This window comes from Candidatus Chloroploca asiatica (genome assembly GCF_002532075.1).
GTDB lineage: Bacteria > Chloroflexota > Chloroflexia > Chloroflexales > Chloroflexaceae > Chloroploca > Chloroploca asiatica.
The window spans coordinates 65,226-81,527 of record NZ_LYXE01000075.1 but is presented as its reverse complement, the minus strand read 5'-3'; the positions used below and the strand labels follow the sequence as shown (position 1 = coordinate 81,527).

The window sequence follows — 16,302 nt, the reverse complement described above, 5'->3', positions numbered from 1 at the left end:
TTTCTGTGCTGCCGACCGCGAAGGGCGGATGGTCAGCATGATCCAGTCGACCTATATGGGCTTTGGTTCGGGGGTGGGGGACGGTTGTGGCGTTGCTGTCGGTTCAGGGGTGGGGGACGGTTCAAGGGTGGGCGAGGGAGAAGGTACTGGCGTTGCTGTGTCTTCGCTTTCCGCCGGAGGCACCTCAGTCATCGGCAGGGTTGGTTGGATGGTCACCTCGGCTATGCCTGCACTGGCCGACAGCGAACCGCAGCCAGCCACCAACACAAGGGCGAACATCACAAGCAAACAACGGAACAGCATCATCGTCTTACCTGACTGCTGTGGGGAGCGTGAAAAAGAAGGTACTGCCCTGCTCTGGGCTACTCTCGACCCAAATCTGGCCCCCGTGGGCTTCGACAACGAGTTTGCAAAAGGCCAACCCGAGGCCACTTCCAGTTTTACGGCGGGTACCTGCCTGAGCAAACCGGCTAAAGATCCGCTCGTGATCGGCAAGTTTGATCCCGGGGCCTGTATCGCGGATCGCAAACTCAATCACGGCAGTCGGGTCAAGTTGCGGTGCTTGATCGTCAGGCACTACGGGCCTGGTCACCTTTGGCGGTGCGTCATTGATGCGCCGCGCCTGAAGGGTGATCTGCGCCTGCGGCGGGCTGAACTTGAGCGCATTATCAATGATATTCTGGAAGACCCGTTGGATTAACTCATCATCACCAACAAGTGTTTGGGCCTCGGGGTCGAGCTCGAGTTTGAAACTGATCTCTTTCGTTTGGGCGATCAGATGCATTTGATCGAGCACCCGCCTCACGAGATCATCAACTGCGAGGGTCACATACTCCAGTGGCATTTTACCATCTTCGAGGCGACTAATATCAAGGAGCAGTGTCACCATCGCGAGCAATTTTTGCGCACTATCATACGAGATCGAAAGTATCTCGTGCTGCATTGCTGATTTGCCACCCTGAAAGCGTCCGCGCAGCACCATATCGATCGAGGTAATAATACTCGTCAGGGGGCTACGCAGGTCGTGAACCATCATATTGGTCAACTCGCTGCGCAGTTCTTCCGCCTCTTTGGCTGCGGTAATATCGCGCATCGTTATCAGGATGGCATACGGCGACATCATCTGGCCCGGCGGGGCTTGATACCGTATGCTTTCGCTTGTAGCAACCCGCAGCACCGACCATTCGAGAAAGCGTGCCCCACGGATGCAGTTATGCAACTGACCATAGGCTGCGGGTTCATCGCCATGGGCCACGGCTGTCATGCCCTGGGCCAGGAGTTCAAATTCATCAGGCAGCGCCTCGACATTGTGTTGCCAGAGCGCAAGCAAGGCATCGAGCGGCATCCCGTCCAGGGCTTCTGGGGTTTCGATGGCTGGCGACCAGACAGCCGTACCAGCCAGGTGCAGAAACGAGGCATTGGCAACGGCGATCTGCTGTTGTTGATTGACCAGCAGCATCCCCTCACGGGTCGAGGCCATAATCGAAGCGAGTTGATCCCGACCCTGGCGGATCACGTCAAGCAAGTGGAGATGTTCAACGGCACGTGCGGCCTGGCTGGCAAAGAGGATCAGGGTCTCAATTTCGGCGGCTTCAGGCACATTTTGACTATAGCCCATACAGATAGCCCCCGCGGGTTTGAGGGTGCCAGGTAGGGGTAGGGCAAGGATGCCCTCGCGTGCTTCGGCTTCGCTATGGGCCTGCTTTTGAGGGCGCCGGGTCGCGATGGCACGCTCTGCGAGGTGCAGCACACGCGGTTGATCGACTGGTTGTGTTCCCGTGTGAAACTTTGCTTGCAGTTCGTGGTTTGTGGCGTGGAACAAAAAAACCCTGGCCCAGCGGGCTTCGCTCAACTCTTGCATGCCGTGGGTCGTAAAGGCATAGATCTGTTCTGGTGAGCGCAGGCTCGTATTGATCGCCTGACCCAGCCCATTGAGCGCAAGCATCCGATTCAAATTGACTTGTTGGGCAGCATAGAGTTCGGCGTTTTCAATCGCCGTCGCCACCTGGTTCGTAAGGATCTCAAGGATCTGCACCTGAACCGTATCTGGACGGAGCCCATCCTCGGGATCATCAAAACGCAGGGCCCCGAGCAAGGTTCCCTGATGATCAAAGAGCTTGCACCAGATATGGTCGTTGGCCTGCCAGCGCCGCAGTTGGGGCGGATGAGCTTCAGGCGCAGGGGCTGCTGGGGGTGCCGGAATAGATGGGTCTTCAAGTAGATAGGTGATGCGTCCACGTGCAGCCACCGGGCACAGCATCGTCTCGAAGGCTTCCAGGGCCATTGGTTCGGGCACAACCGTCTGAGCGCCCCCTGACCGGGCCACCTGAATGAGATAACTCTGGCCGGCATCATTGCGCCGCGTCAGAAAGATGGTTGTACTTGCAAAGCCCGAGCTTTTGCTCAAGAGGGTGGCGAGTTCTGGCAAGAGCAACTCGAGTTGACGGGCCGAGCGGAGCACATTCGAGGCGCGCAGGATCGTATAGAGGCGCGCATTGGAACGGTCGAGCTCGTGCAAGCGCTCGGTCAAGGCCTGATCGACCGAGGCAAACCGGCGGGCGTTTTCAAGGGCGATCACCGCCTGATCGGCCAGTGCTTCGAGCAGGCCGCGATCATAGTCGGTAAACGGGGCATTGTCCCGACGGTTCAGCACCTCAATGACCCCTTTGATACCATCAACGCCACGCAAAGGAACAGCGAGAATTGATCGAGTAATAAATCCATTTTCGCTGTCAAATTCGCGATAAAAACGACCGTCTGATCGGGTGTCATTAATGATCGTCGCCTGGCCGGTAGATGCCACATGGCCGGCGATCCCCTGCCCTGGTGGAATACGCTGGCCGACCAATTGATGCCCCGAAGGATTGGCGACGCACCGAAAGACGAGCTCACCGGTCTGCTTATCGAGCAACAAGAGCGAACTCTCTTCGGCGTGCAGCAGGATCGGGGCGCGTTCGACAATAAGGCGGAGCACGGCATCCGGATCGAGGCTCGAATTGATGGCGCGTGCGATGCGATTCAGCGCGTCGCGTTGACGCGCCTCTTCGGCCGCGCGTTCGTAGCGCTGGGCACTGCGGATCGGGCCTGCCATCTCGGCAACCACCCACGCAAACAGCGCCTGATCGTCGGCACTCAGGCGTACATCGGGCACGTCACTATAGGTAATCATCGCCCCGAATAACTCTTTGTTCGAGTAGAGCGGAGCGCCCATCCAGGCAAAGATCGGCGTCGGGCTGTTGGCTGTCAGCGGTGCGATCCCCCGACGTTGACACTCGGTGACATAATCCTCAGCATAGAGACTCTGCTTGCTCGTGATGACCGCACTGATCAGCCCGGCATCAAGGCGCCAGTAGAGGCGTGGCACCTCGGCCACATCACCACTATTGATATAACTCATCTCGAGCCAGACACTATTGCGGTAGCGCAGCAGACATGCGACGACCCGGAAGGGCAAGACCGAGCGCAGCAGGGCGCACAGATCGTGCAGCAATGGCTCCATCGTTACGGCATCACGCAGCCGTTCGAGTGCGGGGCGCAACCGGGCTTTGCGTTGCTCGAGGGCGCTCGGCACCGGATGGGTCAACGTATAGCGGGTCAGGGCTATCACCGACGTTACCAGCTTGATCCCGGCGACCTGCGCGGGGGTAAGGTTCCCCGGTGTGACGGTGACAGAGCCGAGGAGATGGCCCGTGGCACGCAACGCAAACACCACCCGATTATCCTCAGGTTCAGTGACAACATGGTGTTGGCTCAAGCTGCTAGTCGCGTGTGTCAGTGGGGGGGGCGCTTGGTGCTCATCATCCCACACCACAGTAGATCGGTGTTCAGAGAGCAGAGCCTGAAAGAGGTCAGCGCTATATTGGTCAAGCTCGGCCAGATCGGCAGCTTGAACTAATCGCTCCAGATAGCCCTGGCAACGTTCGATAAACGTCAACTCATCAGGCGAAAACAAGGTCATGGTATCCCTTGCTGCTGCAAACCAGGATTTTGCAGAGTGTTGGCGTAGATGCTAGATTCATTTTAACCATCTTTTGCCTTTCTGTCTATCTTTGATGAGAGCGGAGCCAGGGCGATGGCATCTTACAGCATCACATTGACGCGACTAGGCGTCACTGCTATAATCGCTCAGTCCCTTTTCTGAGGGTTGTTTGCGTGGAGGCATTATGGGGTTTATCAACTATTTTACAACGGCAGCTCCTGAGTTTGGTACGCTTGGCTGGCTCTTTTTTCTCGGACAATTGCTAGGCGTGGGGGCCGGTGCCTATTTGCGCTTCATGTATATTGAACGGCATCCCATTCGTCAGACGTTTCTGCACCAGTTGGGCCTCGGGTTGATGGTCCTGGGTGGGCTTGGGACACTCCTGGCCGTGCTGCGACTCCTGAATGTTCCGACGATGAATCTGCGGATCTGGTCATGGCTGCTCTTTGTGATCCAGCTTGGTGCTGCAGGCTATGTCTTTTATTATGTGCGTAATGTGTTGCCCAACCTGATCCGTGAAGCTCGGCTTGCCGGGGTCAAGCCTGGGAAAACGGGTGCGCCCCGTGCGCTCTCTGGTGGGGCAGGGGCCGTTCCTGCTGAACCGCGCCCGGTTGCGACGACTAGTCGCCGTGATGCACGTCGTGAGCGCAAGCGCAAAACACGGTAGCCGTCAGTTGATTGTGTTATAATCCACACGGAATTGGCGTGCCGCTGTCTGGGTTGCGGCCCGTCCCCTTTTACCTGGGGTTGCTATGCCTGTCCGTGTTCCACTGACTACGACCGGGCCGATCACTGAGGCGACGTTTGTAAGTCGGCCAAATCAGTTCATCGTTGAGGTGCGTCTCAATGGACGTACGATCCGTGCCCATATGGCTGATCGTGGACGGCTGATCGATCTGCTCAACCCGGGGGTACGCTTGCTGCTGGCACCGCGCGATGAAGTTGGCCGCAAGACGTCTTTTCAGGTAGTCGGTGTCTACCACGGCGATGAGCTGGTGTCACTCGATATCCATTTGCCCCATCGCCTGGTAGTTGCCGGGCTCACTGCCGGGGCTTTCCCTCAGTTTGTGCGCTATCTGCGGATGCAACGCGATGTGACCATTGGGGCGCATAGTTTTGATTTTCGCCTCGGTGAGGGTCTCCACACCTGTTTGCTCGAGGTGAAGTCGGTGACCAGGGTGAGCAGTGGGCTCGCTCGGTTTCCTGATGTGCCCACCGAACGCGGGCGCGTGCAGTTCGAAGCGCTTGCGCAGATTGCGCGGAGTGGTCAGCGCTGCGCTGCGATCTTTATTATTCAGCGTCACGCTGCTGAAGCACTGGTTCCCGATGAAGAGGTCGATCCAGCCTTTGCCCGTGCCTTGCGTACGGCTATAACGTCAGGCGTTGAGATCTATGCCTACCTCGCTCCCCTTACCCAAGAAGGTCTGACCCTCGGTGCGCCGGTGCCGGTTTTTACCTCCCCCCAGGCCATTCCTCAGGCGACCTGGCAGGCTTGAGATGCGCAGGCGTTGCGGGCTCGTTGGGCTGTGCGTGTTGTTTGGGTTGTGCGTGCTGCTCGTGATGCGTACGCCCCTGCTGGCGCAGCCGCCCTTTCGGGCTTACCTGCCGTTCGTCATCCAACCGGCCAGTCGCCCTGCTGACCTGCGTACCGGGCGCGCAACCTACTACGATGCGACTGGCGATGGCAATTGCATGTTTGGGCCGTCACCCCAGGATTTGATGGTGGCCGCGATTAGTCATGAGGATTATGGCAATCCTGACCCGGTTGCTGGCCCCGCTGCGATCTACTGTGGTGCGTATGTCGAAGTGACCGGTGAATTGGGAAGCGTGATCGTGCGCATTGTTGATAAGTGCCCCGATGCCATCTGTACCAGTGGTCACCTCGATTTGAGCCGTGAAGCGTTTGCCCGCATTGCCCCACTTGAAAAAGGCCTGGTGCCGATTACCTGGCGTGTGGTGAGTCCTGAACTCGATCGCCCCATTGCCTACCATATCAAGCCGGGTAGCAATCAGTGGTGGACGGCGATCCAGGTACGCCATCATCGCAATCCAATTGTGAGTCTGGCGTATCGTGATGCGCAGGGGCAATGGCAGTCGCTGTTGCGCCAGGATTACAACTATTTTGTTGGCTTCAATATGGGGCCGGGGCCGTATATGCTGCGGGTTACCGATCGCTACGGCCATACGCTCGAAGACAGCGGCGTTCCGCTGATCGAAGATCGCGAGACAAGTGGGCGCGCCCAGTTTCCTCGGGTGCCGTGAAGGAGTGTAAGGTCAGTTCCACCTACCTGTGTTATCCCTCTACCATAATCTCTTCAAGTTATGTTACACGCTACTTATGCCCGGATGACGGCGATCGTGCGCCCCTGCGGTGAGGTGGCTGCCTCTACCGTGGTGCGCTGGGCGATGGGTGGTTGGCCGCTGCGGCGAAGGTATTGATGCTAGCCCCTACCTGATCAATGGCAAGAAGACAAAGGCCTCCTCGAGCAGCAGTGCAAGCTGTGCGCGTGTACCGGCATCTTTTTCCAGCGCCGGTTCGCCAAGTTCCAGCAGCAAGGTGCGTACCCCATAGAGGCTGAAACGGTCGAAGCTGAGCCGTAGGGTTGCCTCGGTTGCCTCGGGCGCAAACGTGACGCTTCCTCGTGCCAGTACAAGGTTGCCCTGGCCGTCAGTTCGTTCACCAGTGACCCGGTAGGTGACGCTTAACGCTGCGGTGATGGCCTCGGTGCGTTGCAATGTGGCTTCCATCGTCACCGTTGTGTCGGTGACGCTGAGCGCCGTTGTGCTGATGACCGCTGTATGTGTCGGGGTGATCAGCTCGCCACCAGTGAGATCGATCACATACGGGCCACCTGGCACGTTACTGGCGATGCTTAGCGTGCCGCTATAACTGGTTGCACTGGTCACAACGGGCGTGATCTGGAGGGTACAGTGTGCGCCTGGGGCAAGCGTGTCCGGCCAGGTTGCGGCACAACTCCCATCAAGACGGGCGAAGGTGTTGCTGATCGTCAGGCTGTTGATGACCAGCGGTGCGCGCCCAGGGTTGGTGATCGTCACCAGTTGTGGGTCCGAGGCATGCGCAAAATGCAGCCACGTTGGCGTGTAGCCAAGCGCTGGAACAGCACCGCGCCCGCTCAATGCGATTGATGTGGGTGCCTCCTTTGCGTTGCTGCTGATGGCAAGACTTCCGGCGTGAAGCCCGATCCGCGTCGGCAAGAAGACCAGGTCAACACTGCAACTCGAACCCTCAGCCAGATCGGCTGGGAAGAGCTCGGGGCAATCGCCGCCTTCCCGTTGAAACGCCCCGCTCACCTCGAGGCTCTGCAAAACGAGGGTGGCACTGCCGCTATTTTGTACCACTACGCGCCGGGGAGCGCTCGTCGTACCAACCTGTTGATCCCCAAAGGCAAGACTCGCAGGTGTCACGGTGATCGCTGGATCGAGCGGCACATCTTCAATGATTACCGTATGCTGCATCGGCACACTCGGGGTTGCCTGTGCGGTGCTTTGCAAGCCCAGGATCAGCGTCTCCGAGGGTTCCTGGAGGGTGTCAGTGCGTGCCGCGACCACAATCTGTGTTTCGGTCGCGCCCGCCGGGAAGAGTGCCTGTGGTGGGTTCAGGGTGTAATCGTCAGGCTGTGCCTCGCCTCCGATGGTCAGCGGAATGATGACCGGTTCGGCGGCAGGCAGGTTGAGCCTGAGCGTCACGGTCACGCTTGAGCCTTCACGGGTACTACTCTGTTCGGTGGTAAAACTGACCCGTCGCACCTGGCGGGCGACCGCTTCGACGGCCTGACCAGCATTGATGATGCCTGCCCCGCACTTCCCGATACATGTGCTGCCAGCGGGAAAGGGCGTCACCGTTGCATCAAGGATTGCCCGTACCTCGGCAGGGCTCAACAACGGGTTGAGTGAGAGCATCAGGCTGACAATGCCCGCGACATGCGGGGTCGCCATACTCGTGCCCTGGTAGAAACCGTACGCATCGGCTTCGGGGCCGCGCAGACCACTATTGATCGTTGAATAGATCGCACTGTCATAGCGTCGGTCGCCCCCGGGTGCGGCCAGGGTGATCAGATTGCCATAATTGCTATAACTTGCCCGGTCGCCTGACTGGGCCGTAGCGGCGACGCTGATGACCCCGCTGCAATTGGCGGGAATCGTCTCGCTGACGTTTCTATTTTGGTTGCCTGCCGCGACGACAACCACGACGCCGCGCTGCACCACCCGATTAATAATGTCCTGGATAAAGCTGTTGCACGTTCCGCCGCCACCCAGACTCATATTGGCCACCTGAACTGGGTTGGGGTTCAACGGGAGGCCGACGACGGGTTCGCCGGCGGCCCACAAGAGTCCATCAAGGACATCAGAGATATAGCCGCCGCACTTGCCGAGCGTGCGCACATGCAGCATCGGCGAGACCCAGTTGACCCCGGCGGGGCCGCGATCATTGTTGGCCTGGGCTCCGATGGTTCCCGCAACATGCGAGCCGTGCCAGCTACTATTGACCACATCACAGCCTTCGAGTGGCCCCGAGGCTGCCTCGGCTTCGGTCACATAGTCACCCGGATCACTCGGATCGGCATCACGCCCAGTGCCGTCGCCTGCGACAGCAGTATCGTCAATCACATCATAGCCAGGATTGCCTGGGATCTGGCGCCCCGCCAGATCTTCGTGGTTGAGCAGGATGCCCGTGTCAATAATGCCAATGACAATATTGGGGCTGCCGGTCGTGACCGTCCACGCGGGTGGCAGGTTGGCCCCGTAATTCTCCGGCGTCACTGGTTTGAAGGACCAACCATACCGTTGATATCCCGGATCCTGTGGCTCGATCTGCGCAAAGACCCGTGTGTCAGGGGCGACTGCTTCGACCTGTGCATCCTGGGCAAGGCGTTGGAGCAGGCGATCGAAACTGGCCTGTGTCGTGACCCCGGTCACCGCCAAGATGTGGGTGGTGGCATCGAAGGGCCGCACATAGGTCAGGCTCGCCTGCACGCGTGTGCCCAAGGCATCAGCGAAGGTCGTGGGATCGGCGGCAAGCTGGGCCTGCACCCCGGCCTCGTCGCGCACGCGCACGATGACTCGGTCGGTGAGCGGGTTTGACGTACCACTGCCCGATACGGTTGAGGCCGCTGGCACCGTGGTTGTTGAGGCAACGAGGGCGATACCCAAAACAAAGAGCACGAGGATGATCCGGTGGAGGGTGTGTTTCATAGGGGTGGATTTCTATGCTGGCGCACGTTGTTGCTTTCTCTCGCGATAGTATCGCATAGAATGGCAATAACCTCAAGCATGCTCGGTGCTCTGGTAGGGCGATTGCATTATACGAAACCGGCCCGGGAGGGGCACCCGCAAGGGGTGCCCCTCCCGGGCCGGGGCCGAAACCGGTGTAGGGGCACCCGCAAGGGGGGCCCCTCCCGGGCCGGGGCCGAAACCGGTGTACGGGCACCCGCAAGGGGGGCCCCTCCCGGGCCGGGGCCGAAACCGGTGTACGGGCACCCGCAAGGGGTGCCCCTCCCGGGCCGGGGCCGAACCCGGTGTACGGGCACCCGCAAGGGGTGCCCCTCCCGGGCCGGGGCCGAATCCGGTGTAGGGGCACCCGCAAGGGGTGCCCCTCCCGGGCCGGGGCCGAACCCGGTGTAGGGGCACCCGCAAGGGGTGCCCCTCCCGGGCCGGGGCCGAATCCGGTGTAGGGGCACCCCTTGCGGGTGCCCTTGCGGGTGCCCTGGTGGGGTACATGCACGGAAGATGCAATCGCCCTGGTGCTCTGGCTAATGGTTATTATATAGAGATCAATGTGCTATACTGACCGCATTGTTTTGAACAGGATGCGGTAAGTTTGTATGGTGAGTCTTGCTGAGCTCAGGCGCGAGTTGGTGGGTTTGCCCTCGTTTGAGGGGCTGGCTACGTGTCTGCAAGATCGTCCCGCGCAGGTTCGGGTTGCCCCGTTGCCGTCTGCTGGGCGTACGCCCGTTGTTGCGGCGCTCGCATCCGTGCAGCGCGCCCCTTTGTTTTATCTGCTGTCGAGTGCCGACCTGGCCTTGCGTGCCGCCGAAGATCTGCGTCAGTGGCTTGGCCCCGAGGCGGTGCTCCTCTATCCGGCCAGCGATGCCCTGCCCTATGAACATATGTCGCCCGGTGCCCCGGTGATTGCCGGGCGCCTGCGGGTACTCCAGCGCCTGGCGGCCTTTGATGCGACGCAGCCGACCGCGCCATTAGTGATCGTGGCCCCGGTCAAGGCGCTGCTTCAGCCAACCCTTACCCCGACTGAGTTGGCACGGGCGATGCTTGCCCTGCAGCATGGTCAACAGATCAATCAGGATGAACTGCTTCATCGCCTGATCCGTCTTGGCTATCGCCACGCGCCGACGGTCGAAGAGCCGGGCGAGGTGACGCGCCGCGGCGATCTGGTGGATGTCTGGCCGCCCGCTGATGAATATCCGTTGCGGATCGAGTTCTTTGGCGATGAAATTGATAATCTCCGTCGTTTTGACGTCGCAACTCAGCGCAGTACCGCCCGGGTTACCAGCGTGCTCCTTGGTCCTCCGCACGAGATCCCGCTCTGGCGGCGCGATGAGGCCTTGACCCGGATCCGGGCGCTGGCCCTTGATCAGTTGCGCCGTGAGTCCCGGCTGGAGTGGGAAGCCGCCCTTGAGCGGTTGGAGCATGGCGACCGTTTCGAGGGACGGGCGTTTTTTGCGCCCTTTTTTCGTCAGTTTGAGCATGAAGTGTCGGGGTCGTTGCTGGCTCATCTGCCCGTAGGCAGTGCGGTGCTCTTTTCCGAAGCACAGTTTCTCCGCCGCCACGCGCTTGATCTCCATGAACATGCCGAAAATCAGCGTGCCCGACTGCTTGAGGCCGCTGAATTGCCGAGCGCCTTTCCGCGTCCCTATCTGCTCTGGCACGAGCTCTTTCCTGCCGAACTTGCCTTGCCCGCTGAGCCAGCCGAGGCGCTGCCTGCGGCTGTGAGTGCCCCGCCGACCTGGCCCGGCCTGACGCTGGTCGATCTGAGCAATAATGACGCGGATGTGCCTGGTTCGGCGCTGCCCGGCCTCGTTCCGCCGCTCTTTCAGCCTGCTGAGCTCTTTGGGGGCCAATTCCGCCGTCTGGTTGATGATCTTGTCGCCAGGTTGCAACGCGGTGAGCGCGTGGTTGCCGTGACGGGACAGGCGGCCCGGTTGTATGAACTAGTCGAAGAACGCTTGCCATCTTCGGGGCTTCAGGTGATCCACGGCGCACTTGAGGCCGGCTGGCGGCTCAACGAGGTGAATCTGACGCTCTATACCGATGCCGAGATCTTTGGTGTACGGCAGCGACGCCCATTGAGCGAGCGGCGCAAGTCGCTGCGTAGTATCGATGAGCGGGCCGCTTTTGTGCGCGGGCTGAAGACCGGCGATTATGTGGTGCATATCGAGCACGGTATTGCCCTCTATGATGGCTTGATCAGGCGTACCGTCGGTGAGATCGAGCGTGAATATCTGGTGCTGCGCTATGCTGCGGGCGACAAGATCTATGTGCCGGCTGACCAGGTGGATCGCGTGACACGCTATGTCGGGGCCGGCGATGGCACCCCGACCCTCACCCGCCTCGGGACGCAGGATTGGGAACGGGCCAAGCGCAAGGCTCGTGCTGCTGTCCAGGATCTTGCCCAGGATCTGCTCAACCTCTATGCCAAACGCCGCCTGAGCCAGGGGCACCACTTTAGCCCCGATAACGAATGGCAACACGAGCTCGAGGCGGCGTTTCCCTTTCTTGAGACTGATGACCAGTTGCAGGCAATTAGCGATGTCAAAGCCGATATGGAGCAGTCGGTGCCGATGGATCGCTTGATCTGTGGCGATGTCGGTTTTGGCAAGACCGAGGTTGCGCTGCGTGCGGCGTTCAAGGCGATCCAGGATGGCAAGCAGGTCGCTGTGCTGGTGCCGACGACGGTGCTTGCTCAGCAACACTTCGATACGTTCACCCGTCGAATGGCGGCCTTTCCGGTGACGGTCGAGATGCTCTCGCGCTTTCGTTCGCCCAAAGCCCAGGATCAGATCGTTCAGGCCCTGGCGCGTGGTCAGGTCGATGTGGTCATTGGTACGCACCGCCTGCTCTCGAAAGATGTCCATTTCAAAGATCTCGGCTTGGTAGTGGTTGATGAAGAACAGCGCTTTGGCGTGCGGCACAAAGAGCGTCTCAAGCAGTTGCGCGCCCAGGTTGATGTGCTGACCCTCACGGCAACCCCGATTCCGCGCACACTCCATATGGCGATGGCAGGGATTCGTGATCTGAGTGTGATTGATACGCCACCCGAAGAACGTGTGCCGATCAAGACCTATGTCTTGCCATACGATGAAGCGCTGATTCGCGAGGCGATTTTACGTGAAGTAGAGCGTGAAGGACAGATCTATTTTGTGCATAATCGGGTGCATAGCATCTACCATGTGGCCAACCGGATCCGCTATCTTGTGCCCGAAGTGCGGATCGGGGTGGGGCACGGGCAACTGCAAGAGCGCGAACTCGAGCGGGTGATGCTCGATTTTTTCGAAGGCCGCCATGACGTGCTTGTCTGTACCACGATCATCGAGAGCGGGCTGGATGTGCCGAATGCCAACACGATCATTATTGATGATGCGACCAACTACGGGTTAGCCCAGCTGTACCAGTTGCGCGGGAGGGTCGGGCGCAGTGCCAATCGTGCCTATGCCTACTTGCTCTACAAACAAGACAAACCGATGACCGCCGAGGCACAGGCGCGGCTCGAAGCGATCCAGGAGGCGAACGAACTCGGGGCGGGCTTTCGGGTCGCCATGCGTGACCTCGAAATCCGGGGGGCGGGCAATCTCCTTGGCGCCGAACAGAGCGGCCACATTGCCGCCGTGGGCTTTGACCTCTATTCGCGGCTGCTCGAACAGGCGGTCAAACAGCTCAAGGCGAGCGTTGATCAGCCCCAGCCGCCGCTTGCGCCTGACCAACCCGACACACCAGCCGCCACTGCCGAACGTGACCGGGCGCGGATGGCCGATGCCGTCAGCAAACTCGTCATCAGCGAGAAGATCCTCGTTGCGCCGCTCGTCACCCTCGATTTGCCGCTGACGGCCTATCTTCCCACCGACTACATCGCCGACGACCAGGTACGCCTGGGCGTCTATCAGCGCATGGTCGCGGCGCAGACGCTGGCCGACGTCAAAGAACTGCGCACCGAATTGCAGGATCGTTTTGGTGAACCCCCGCGTGCCGCCCTGCACCTGCTCACCTGGCTTCAGATCAAAGCCCTGGCCTTGCAGGCAGGTGTCAGTTCAGTGATCACCAGTGGCGACGAATTCATTATCCGCCTACCGATCCTCGAACCAACGGCTCGCGAACGCCTCCGGCGGCGCTATGGCCGCGACCCCGGCGTCAAAATTGGCCCTCAATTTGTCCGCCTCGACCGGCGCCGCCTCAATAACGACTGGAGCGACAAGATCATGGGTGTGCTGGAGGTCATGGCCGGGTAGGGAAGAGCTAAAATGGGCAAAAGAGCACGAACCTCTGGATTGTGCCATGTAATAATGTCGAGTCTTCCAGGCAAGGGAAAATAACCCTGCCGATACCGCTCAAGCAAGCGCGCTTCGCTCAATGTTGCCTCTTCGCGTAGAATGATTGCGGCAGCCTCGCAAACCACTGGCCGTACGCGTTGTTTTATACGTTGGAGAGCAAAAGTATAGTACATTGATGAAGAGCCGCCTTATCTCAACTCAACATGCTCACTCAGTTCCCGCAGTCCAGCCTCATCAAGGAGGATGACACACCCACGTTTGAGTTCGATTAAACCCATTGAGCGGAATTCGTTCAAGATTTTGGTGGCTGTTTCGCGATACGTGCCGCTCATTTCACCGAGGGCTTCGTGGGTAAAACGTACCTCGGGTGGGCCGACGACCTGGCGAAACAAACGCGGTTTGGGGGGACGCGCGAGTTCGAGTAGCAACCCGGCCATCCGCTGGGGCAGGCTCTTGAATGCAAAATCGGAGAGGCGCTGTTCGGCGGTGATCAACCGTTGGCCCAGGATCTCGGCAATGCGGGCCGCGATGCGTGGATCACTCAGCAGCATGCTTTTGACATCTTCGCGGCTCATCAAACAGAGCAAACACGGCCCCATGGCCTCGGCATAACTCTGGTGAAGGCGCTGCCCAAGCATGGCCATTTCGCCAAAGATCGTCCCTGCGTCAAGCATGGCCGTCGTCAGGGCTTTGCCGTCAGCAGACAGGCGATAGAGGCGTACGCGGCCCTCTTTGAGGATAAAAAGCACCTCAGGGGCCTCTTCGGGCGAGAAAAAGACGGTGCCACTGGCAACCTGTTGCATCGGTGCACGTTTGCCGAGCAATTCGACCTCATCAGGCGCAAGATCGCGAAAAATATCGATATCACGAAGGTAGCTCAGTTTATCGGGCAACACCTCGTTCATCCGTGCTCCTTGCACTATGTCCACCTCGTTCGTGGCATGCGCTCGTCCACAGCTTGCCGTGTCCCCATCGGCTAGAGGCAATCCTTTTCAAAGAAGCTCACGCGAAGGGTTCGCTCACGTACGCGAAAAACGTTGCGCCTTTGCGTCAAAACAACCGCCTTCTTTGCAAGGTATTGCGGCTAGATGCGAAGGCGGAGAAAACGCACTGGCTGAAAGCCGTCACGAGAGCGGAATGCGCAACTCAACCGTTGTCCCCCTGGTCAATTCGGAACGAATGCGGAGGTCGGCCCCGATCAGGCGTGCGCGTTCTTTCATATTGAGCAGACCGAGACTCCCGCGGATATTGTAGCTGTTTTCGACGGACGCAACATTGAACCCACGCCCACGGTCACGGACACTGGCGACAAATGTGTCTTCTTCCATGTACAAATAGATCGTAATAATGTCGCTATGGGCGTGTTTGCGGGCATTGGTGGTCGCTTCTTGAATAATAATGAAGGCAGCCGCTTCACGTTCGGCAGGAAGCCGTGGCATATTGGACGGTGCTTCAAGGCGCAGGCGGGTCTCGGCACCAGAGGGATCGCGCCAGCGCTCAACATATTGTTCAAGGGTCTTGACGAGGCCTTGGGTTTCAAGGCCAAGGGGCCGCAACTCAAAGAGCAGCGTCCGAATATCGTGGGTCGTCTTATTGACCAGTTCCGCCAGCGTATCGAGTTCATCGGGGAGGCGTTCGGGCATCGCCTTGAAGAGTTTCTTGATAAACTCGATATTCATTGCAATCGCGGCAATGCTCTGCGTCGGGCCATCGTGGAGATCGCGGGCAATTGCGTGACGCACATCGGCTTCTTTGGTCAGGATGCGTTCATGCTCTTGCTTGAGACTCTGGTAGAGGCGGGCATTTTCAACAGCGATCGCCGCTTGGGCGGCCAGGGTCGTCAAGAGTTGCATATCCTGATCGGTAAAGGGGCGGCCATCAATTGTATTGAGCAGTTGCATCGCCCCGATGGTGCGGTCTTTGAGGCGCATAGGCACACAGAGGATCGAACGGGTAATGAATTCAGCTTCGCGCCCAATCGCATCATACCAACGGGTATCCTGCTCAACGTCATTCACAACCTGTCCAACCCCGTGGGTGGTCACCCAACCGACGATGCCTTTATCGGCAGGCATCCGGTACTGCTTTGCTTCGCCTGGCAGATCGAGCACCAGTTCATTGCGTTCTTCGTCGAGCATAAAGATCGAACAGCGCTCGGCCCCGACCACTTTGGGGGCGCGGAGCTTGATATCATTCAAGAGGCTATTGAGGTCGAGATTCACGGCGAGTGACTGTCCAATTTCGTAGAGCAGATTCAACTCGCGCAGGTCACGCTCGGCGCGGCGCAACATCGCAATCTTATCGGCCTCACCGCCAATGGCACGCACGAGCAGCACGAGCAGTTCTTCGTCGAGGGAAGAACCACCGGTCGCGCTATCGAGGGCCGATTGCTGATCGACCACCAGATGCAACAGGCCAACCCCTTGCCCTCCGCTGCGTAGTGGCAACTCGATCAGATCATGCCCATCATCGAGGGAATAACTGCCCACGATCGGCTCGCTTCCCTCTTCGCGGCGCCCAAAGCCGTGGCGTGCCTGATCGATCAGCGTCCGCGCCTCGTCATTTAGTGGGCCATGCTCAAGCTTGAGGAGATCGCCATACGGATTGACATACAGCAACGCGCCGGCCTGCGCCGGCCAGAAGGCGACGAGCCGTTCAAGCGACGCAGCGAGCAACTCAGAGACACCCTGATGGCCGCCAGCAATCAGCAACTGGCTCAAGGTTTCAAGGTGACGCTGGTTGAGGGCAATTGGTGACATATGCGAGCCTCCCGGCGGGGTTTTGCATCAGAGGATCATTACC

The 16,302-nt window shown here is 59.3% G+C and carries 8 protein-coding genes; 4 read left to right on the top strand and 4 right to left on the bottom strand.

The window, feature by feature from the left end:
* Nucleotides 1-310 precede the first annotated feature (310 nt).
* Nucleotides 311-3,958 carry a sensor histidine kinase gene (locus A9Q02_RS08815; protein ID WP_097652013.1) on the bottom strand — a complete coding sequence of 1,216 codons (3,648 nt, stop codon included), beginning with the start codon at nucleotides 3,956-3,958 and terminating at the stop codon, nucleotides 311-313.
* 205 nt (nucleotides 3,959-4,163) lie between these two features.
* Here A9Q02_RS08815 and A9Q02_RS08810 point away from each other — a divergent pair, with 205 nt between their 5' ends.
* The 3 genes from A9Q02_RS08810 (at nucleotide 4,164) to A9Q02_RS08800 (ending at nucleotide 6,241) form a co-directional block, all read left to right on the top strand.
* A complete protein-coding gene (locus A9Q02_RS08810; protein WP_097652011.1) occupies nucleotides 4,164-4,646 on the top strand; it encodes a hypothetical protein in 483 nt (160 codons plus the stop codon).
* Between the two features lie 85 nt (nucleotides 4,647-4,731).
* The gene (gene sfsA / locus A9Q02_RS08805; protein WP_097652009.1) at nucleotides 4,732-5,475 is read left to right on the top strand and encodes a DNA/RNA nuclease SfsA; all 744 of its coding nucleotides are present in this window, start codon (nucleotides 4,732-4,734) and stop codon (nucleotides 5,473-5,475) included.
* A 64-nt stretch (nucleotides 5,476-5,539) separates the two neighbouring features.
* Nucleotides 5,540-6,241, top strand: a complete 702-nt coding sequence (locus A9Q02_RS08800; protein ID WP_097652029.1) for an expansin EXLX1 family cellulose-binding protein — start codon at nucleotides 5,540-5,542, stop codon at nucleotides 6,239-6,241.
* 186 nt (nucleotides 6,242-6,427) lie between these two features.
* Here the strand turns inward: A9Q02_RS08800 and A9Q02_RS08795 are convergent, their stop codons facing one another.
* On the bottom strand, nucleotides 6,428-9,193 hold the full coding sequence (locus A9Q02_RS08795; protein WP_097652007.1) for a S8 family serine peptidase: 2,766 nt from the start codon (nucleotides 9,191-9,193) through the stop codon (nucleotides 6,428-6,430).
* A 629-nt stretch (nucleotides 9,194-9,822) separates the two neighbouring features.
* Between A9Q02_RS08795 and mfd the strand changes: the two genes are divergently transcribed.
* Nucleotides 9,823-13,458, top strand: a complete 3,636-nt coding sequence (mfd, locus tag A9Q02_RS08790; RefSeq protein ID WP_097652005.1) for a transcription-repair coupling factor — start codon at nucleotides 9,823-9,825, stop codon at nucleotides 13,456-13,458.
* A gap of 230 nt (nucleotides 13,459-13,688) precedes the next feature.
* Here mfd and A9Q02_RS08785 read toward each other — a convergent pair whose 3' ends face one another.
* Both A9Q02_RS08785 and A9Q02_RS08780 read right to left on the bottom strand, forming a co-directional pair.
* Nucleotides 13,689-14,405 (bottom strand): Crp/Fnr family transcriptional regulator, encoded by a 717-nt coding sequence (locus tag A9Q02_RS08785; RefSeq protein ID WP_097652003.1) that lies wholly within the window; start codon nucleotides 14,403-14,405, stop codon nucleotides 13,689-13,691.
* Nucleotides 14,406-14,624: 219 nt separating this feature from the next.
* A complete protein-coding gene (locus A9Q02_RS08780; RefSeq protein WP_097652001.1) occupies nucleotides 14,625-16,259 on the bottom strand; it encodes a GAF domain-containing sensor histidine kinase in 1,635 nt (544 codons plus the stop codon).
* Nucleotides 16,260-16,302: the final 43 nt, after the last annotated feature.

Coding starts and splice junctions, on each gene's coding strand:
- A9Q02_RS08815 (WP_097652013.1), bottom strand. CDS start 3,958: ATGACCTTGTTTTCGCCTGATGAGTTGACGTTTATCGAACGTTGCCAG.
- A9Q02_RS08780 (WP_097652001.1), bottom strand. CDS start 16,259: ATGTCACCAATTGCCCTCAACCAGCGTCACCTTGAAACCTTGAGCCAG.
- sfsA (WP_097652009.1), top strand. CDS start 4,732: ATGCCTGTCCGTGTTCCACTGACTACGACCGGGCCGATCACTGAGGCG.
- A9Q02_RS08800 (WP_097652029.1), top strand. CDS start 5,540: ATGCGTACGCCCCTGCTGGCGCAGCCGCCCTTTCGGGCTTACCTGCCG.
- A9Q02_RS08810 (WP_097652011.1), top strand. CDS start 4,164: ATGGGGTTTATCAACTATTTTACAACGGCAGCTCCTGAGTTTGGTACG.
- mfd (WP_097652005.1), top strand. CDS start 9,823: ATGGTGAGTCTTGCTGAGCTCAGGCGCGAGTTGGTGGGTTTGCCCTCG.
- A9Q02_RS08785 (WP_097652003.1), bottom strand. CDS start 14,405: ATGAACGAGGTGTTGCCCGATAAACTGAGCTACCTTCGTGATATCGAT.
- A9Q02_RS08795 (WP_097652007.1), bottom strand. CDS start 9,193: ATGAAACACACCCTCCACCGGATCATCCTCGTGCTCTTTGTTTTGGGT.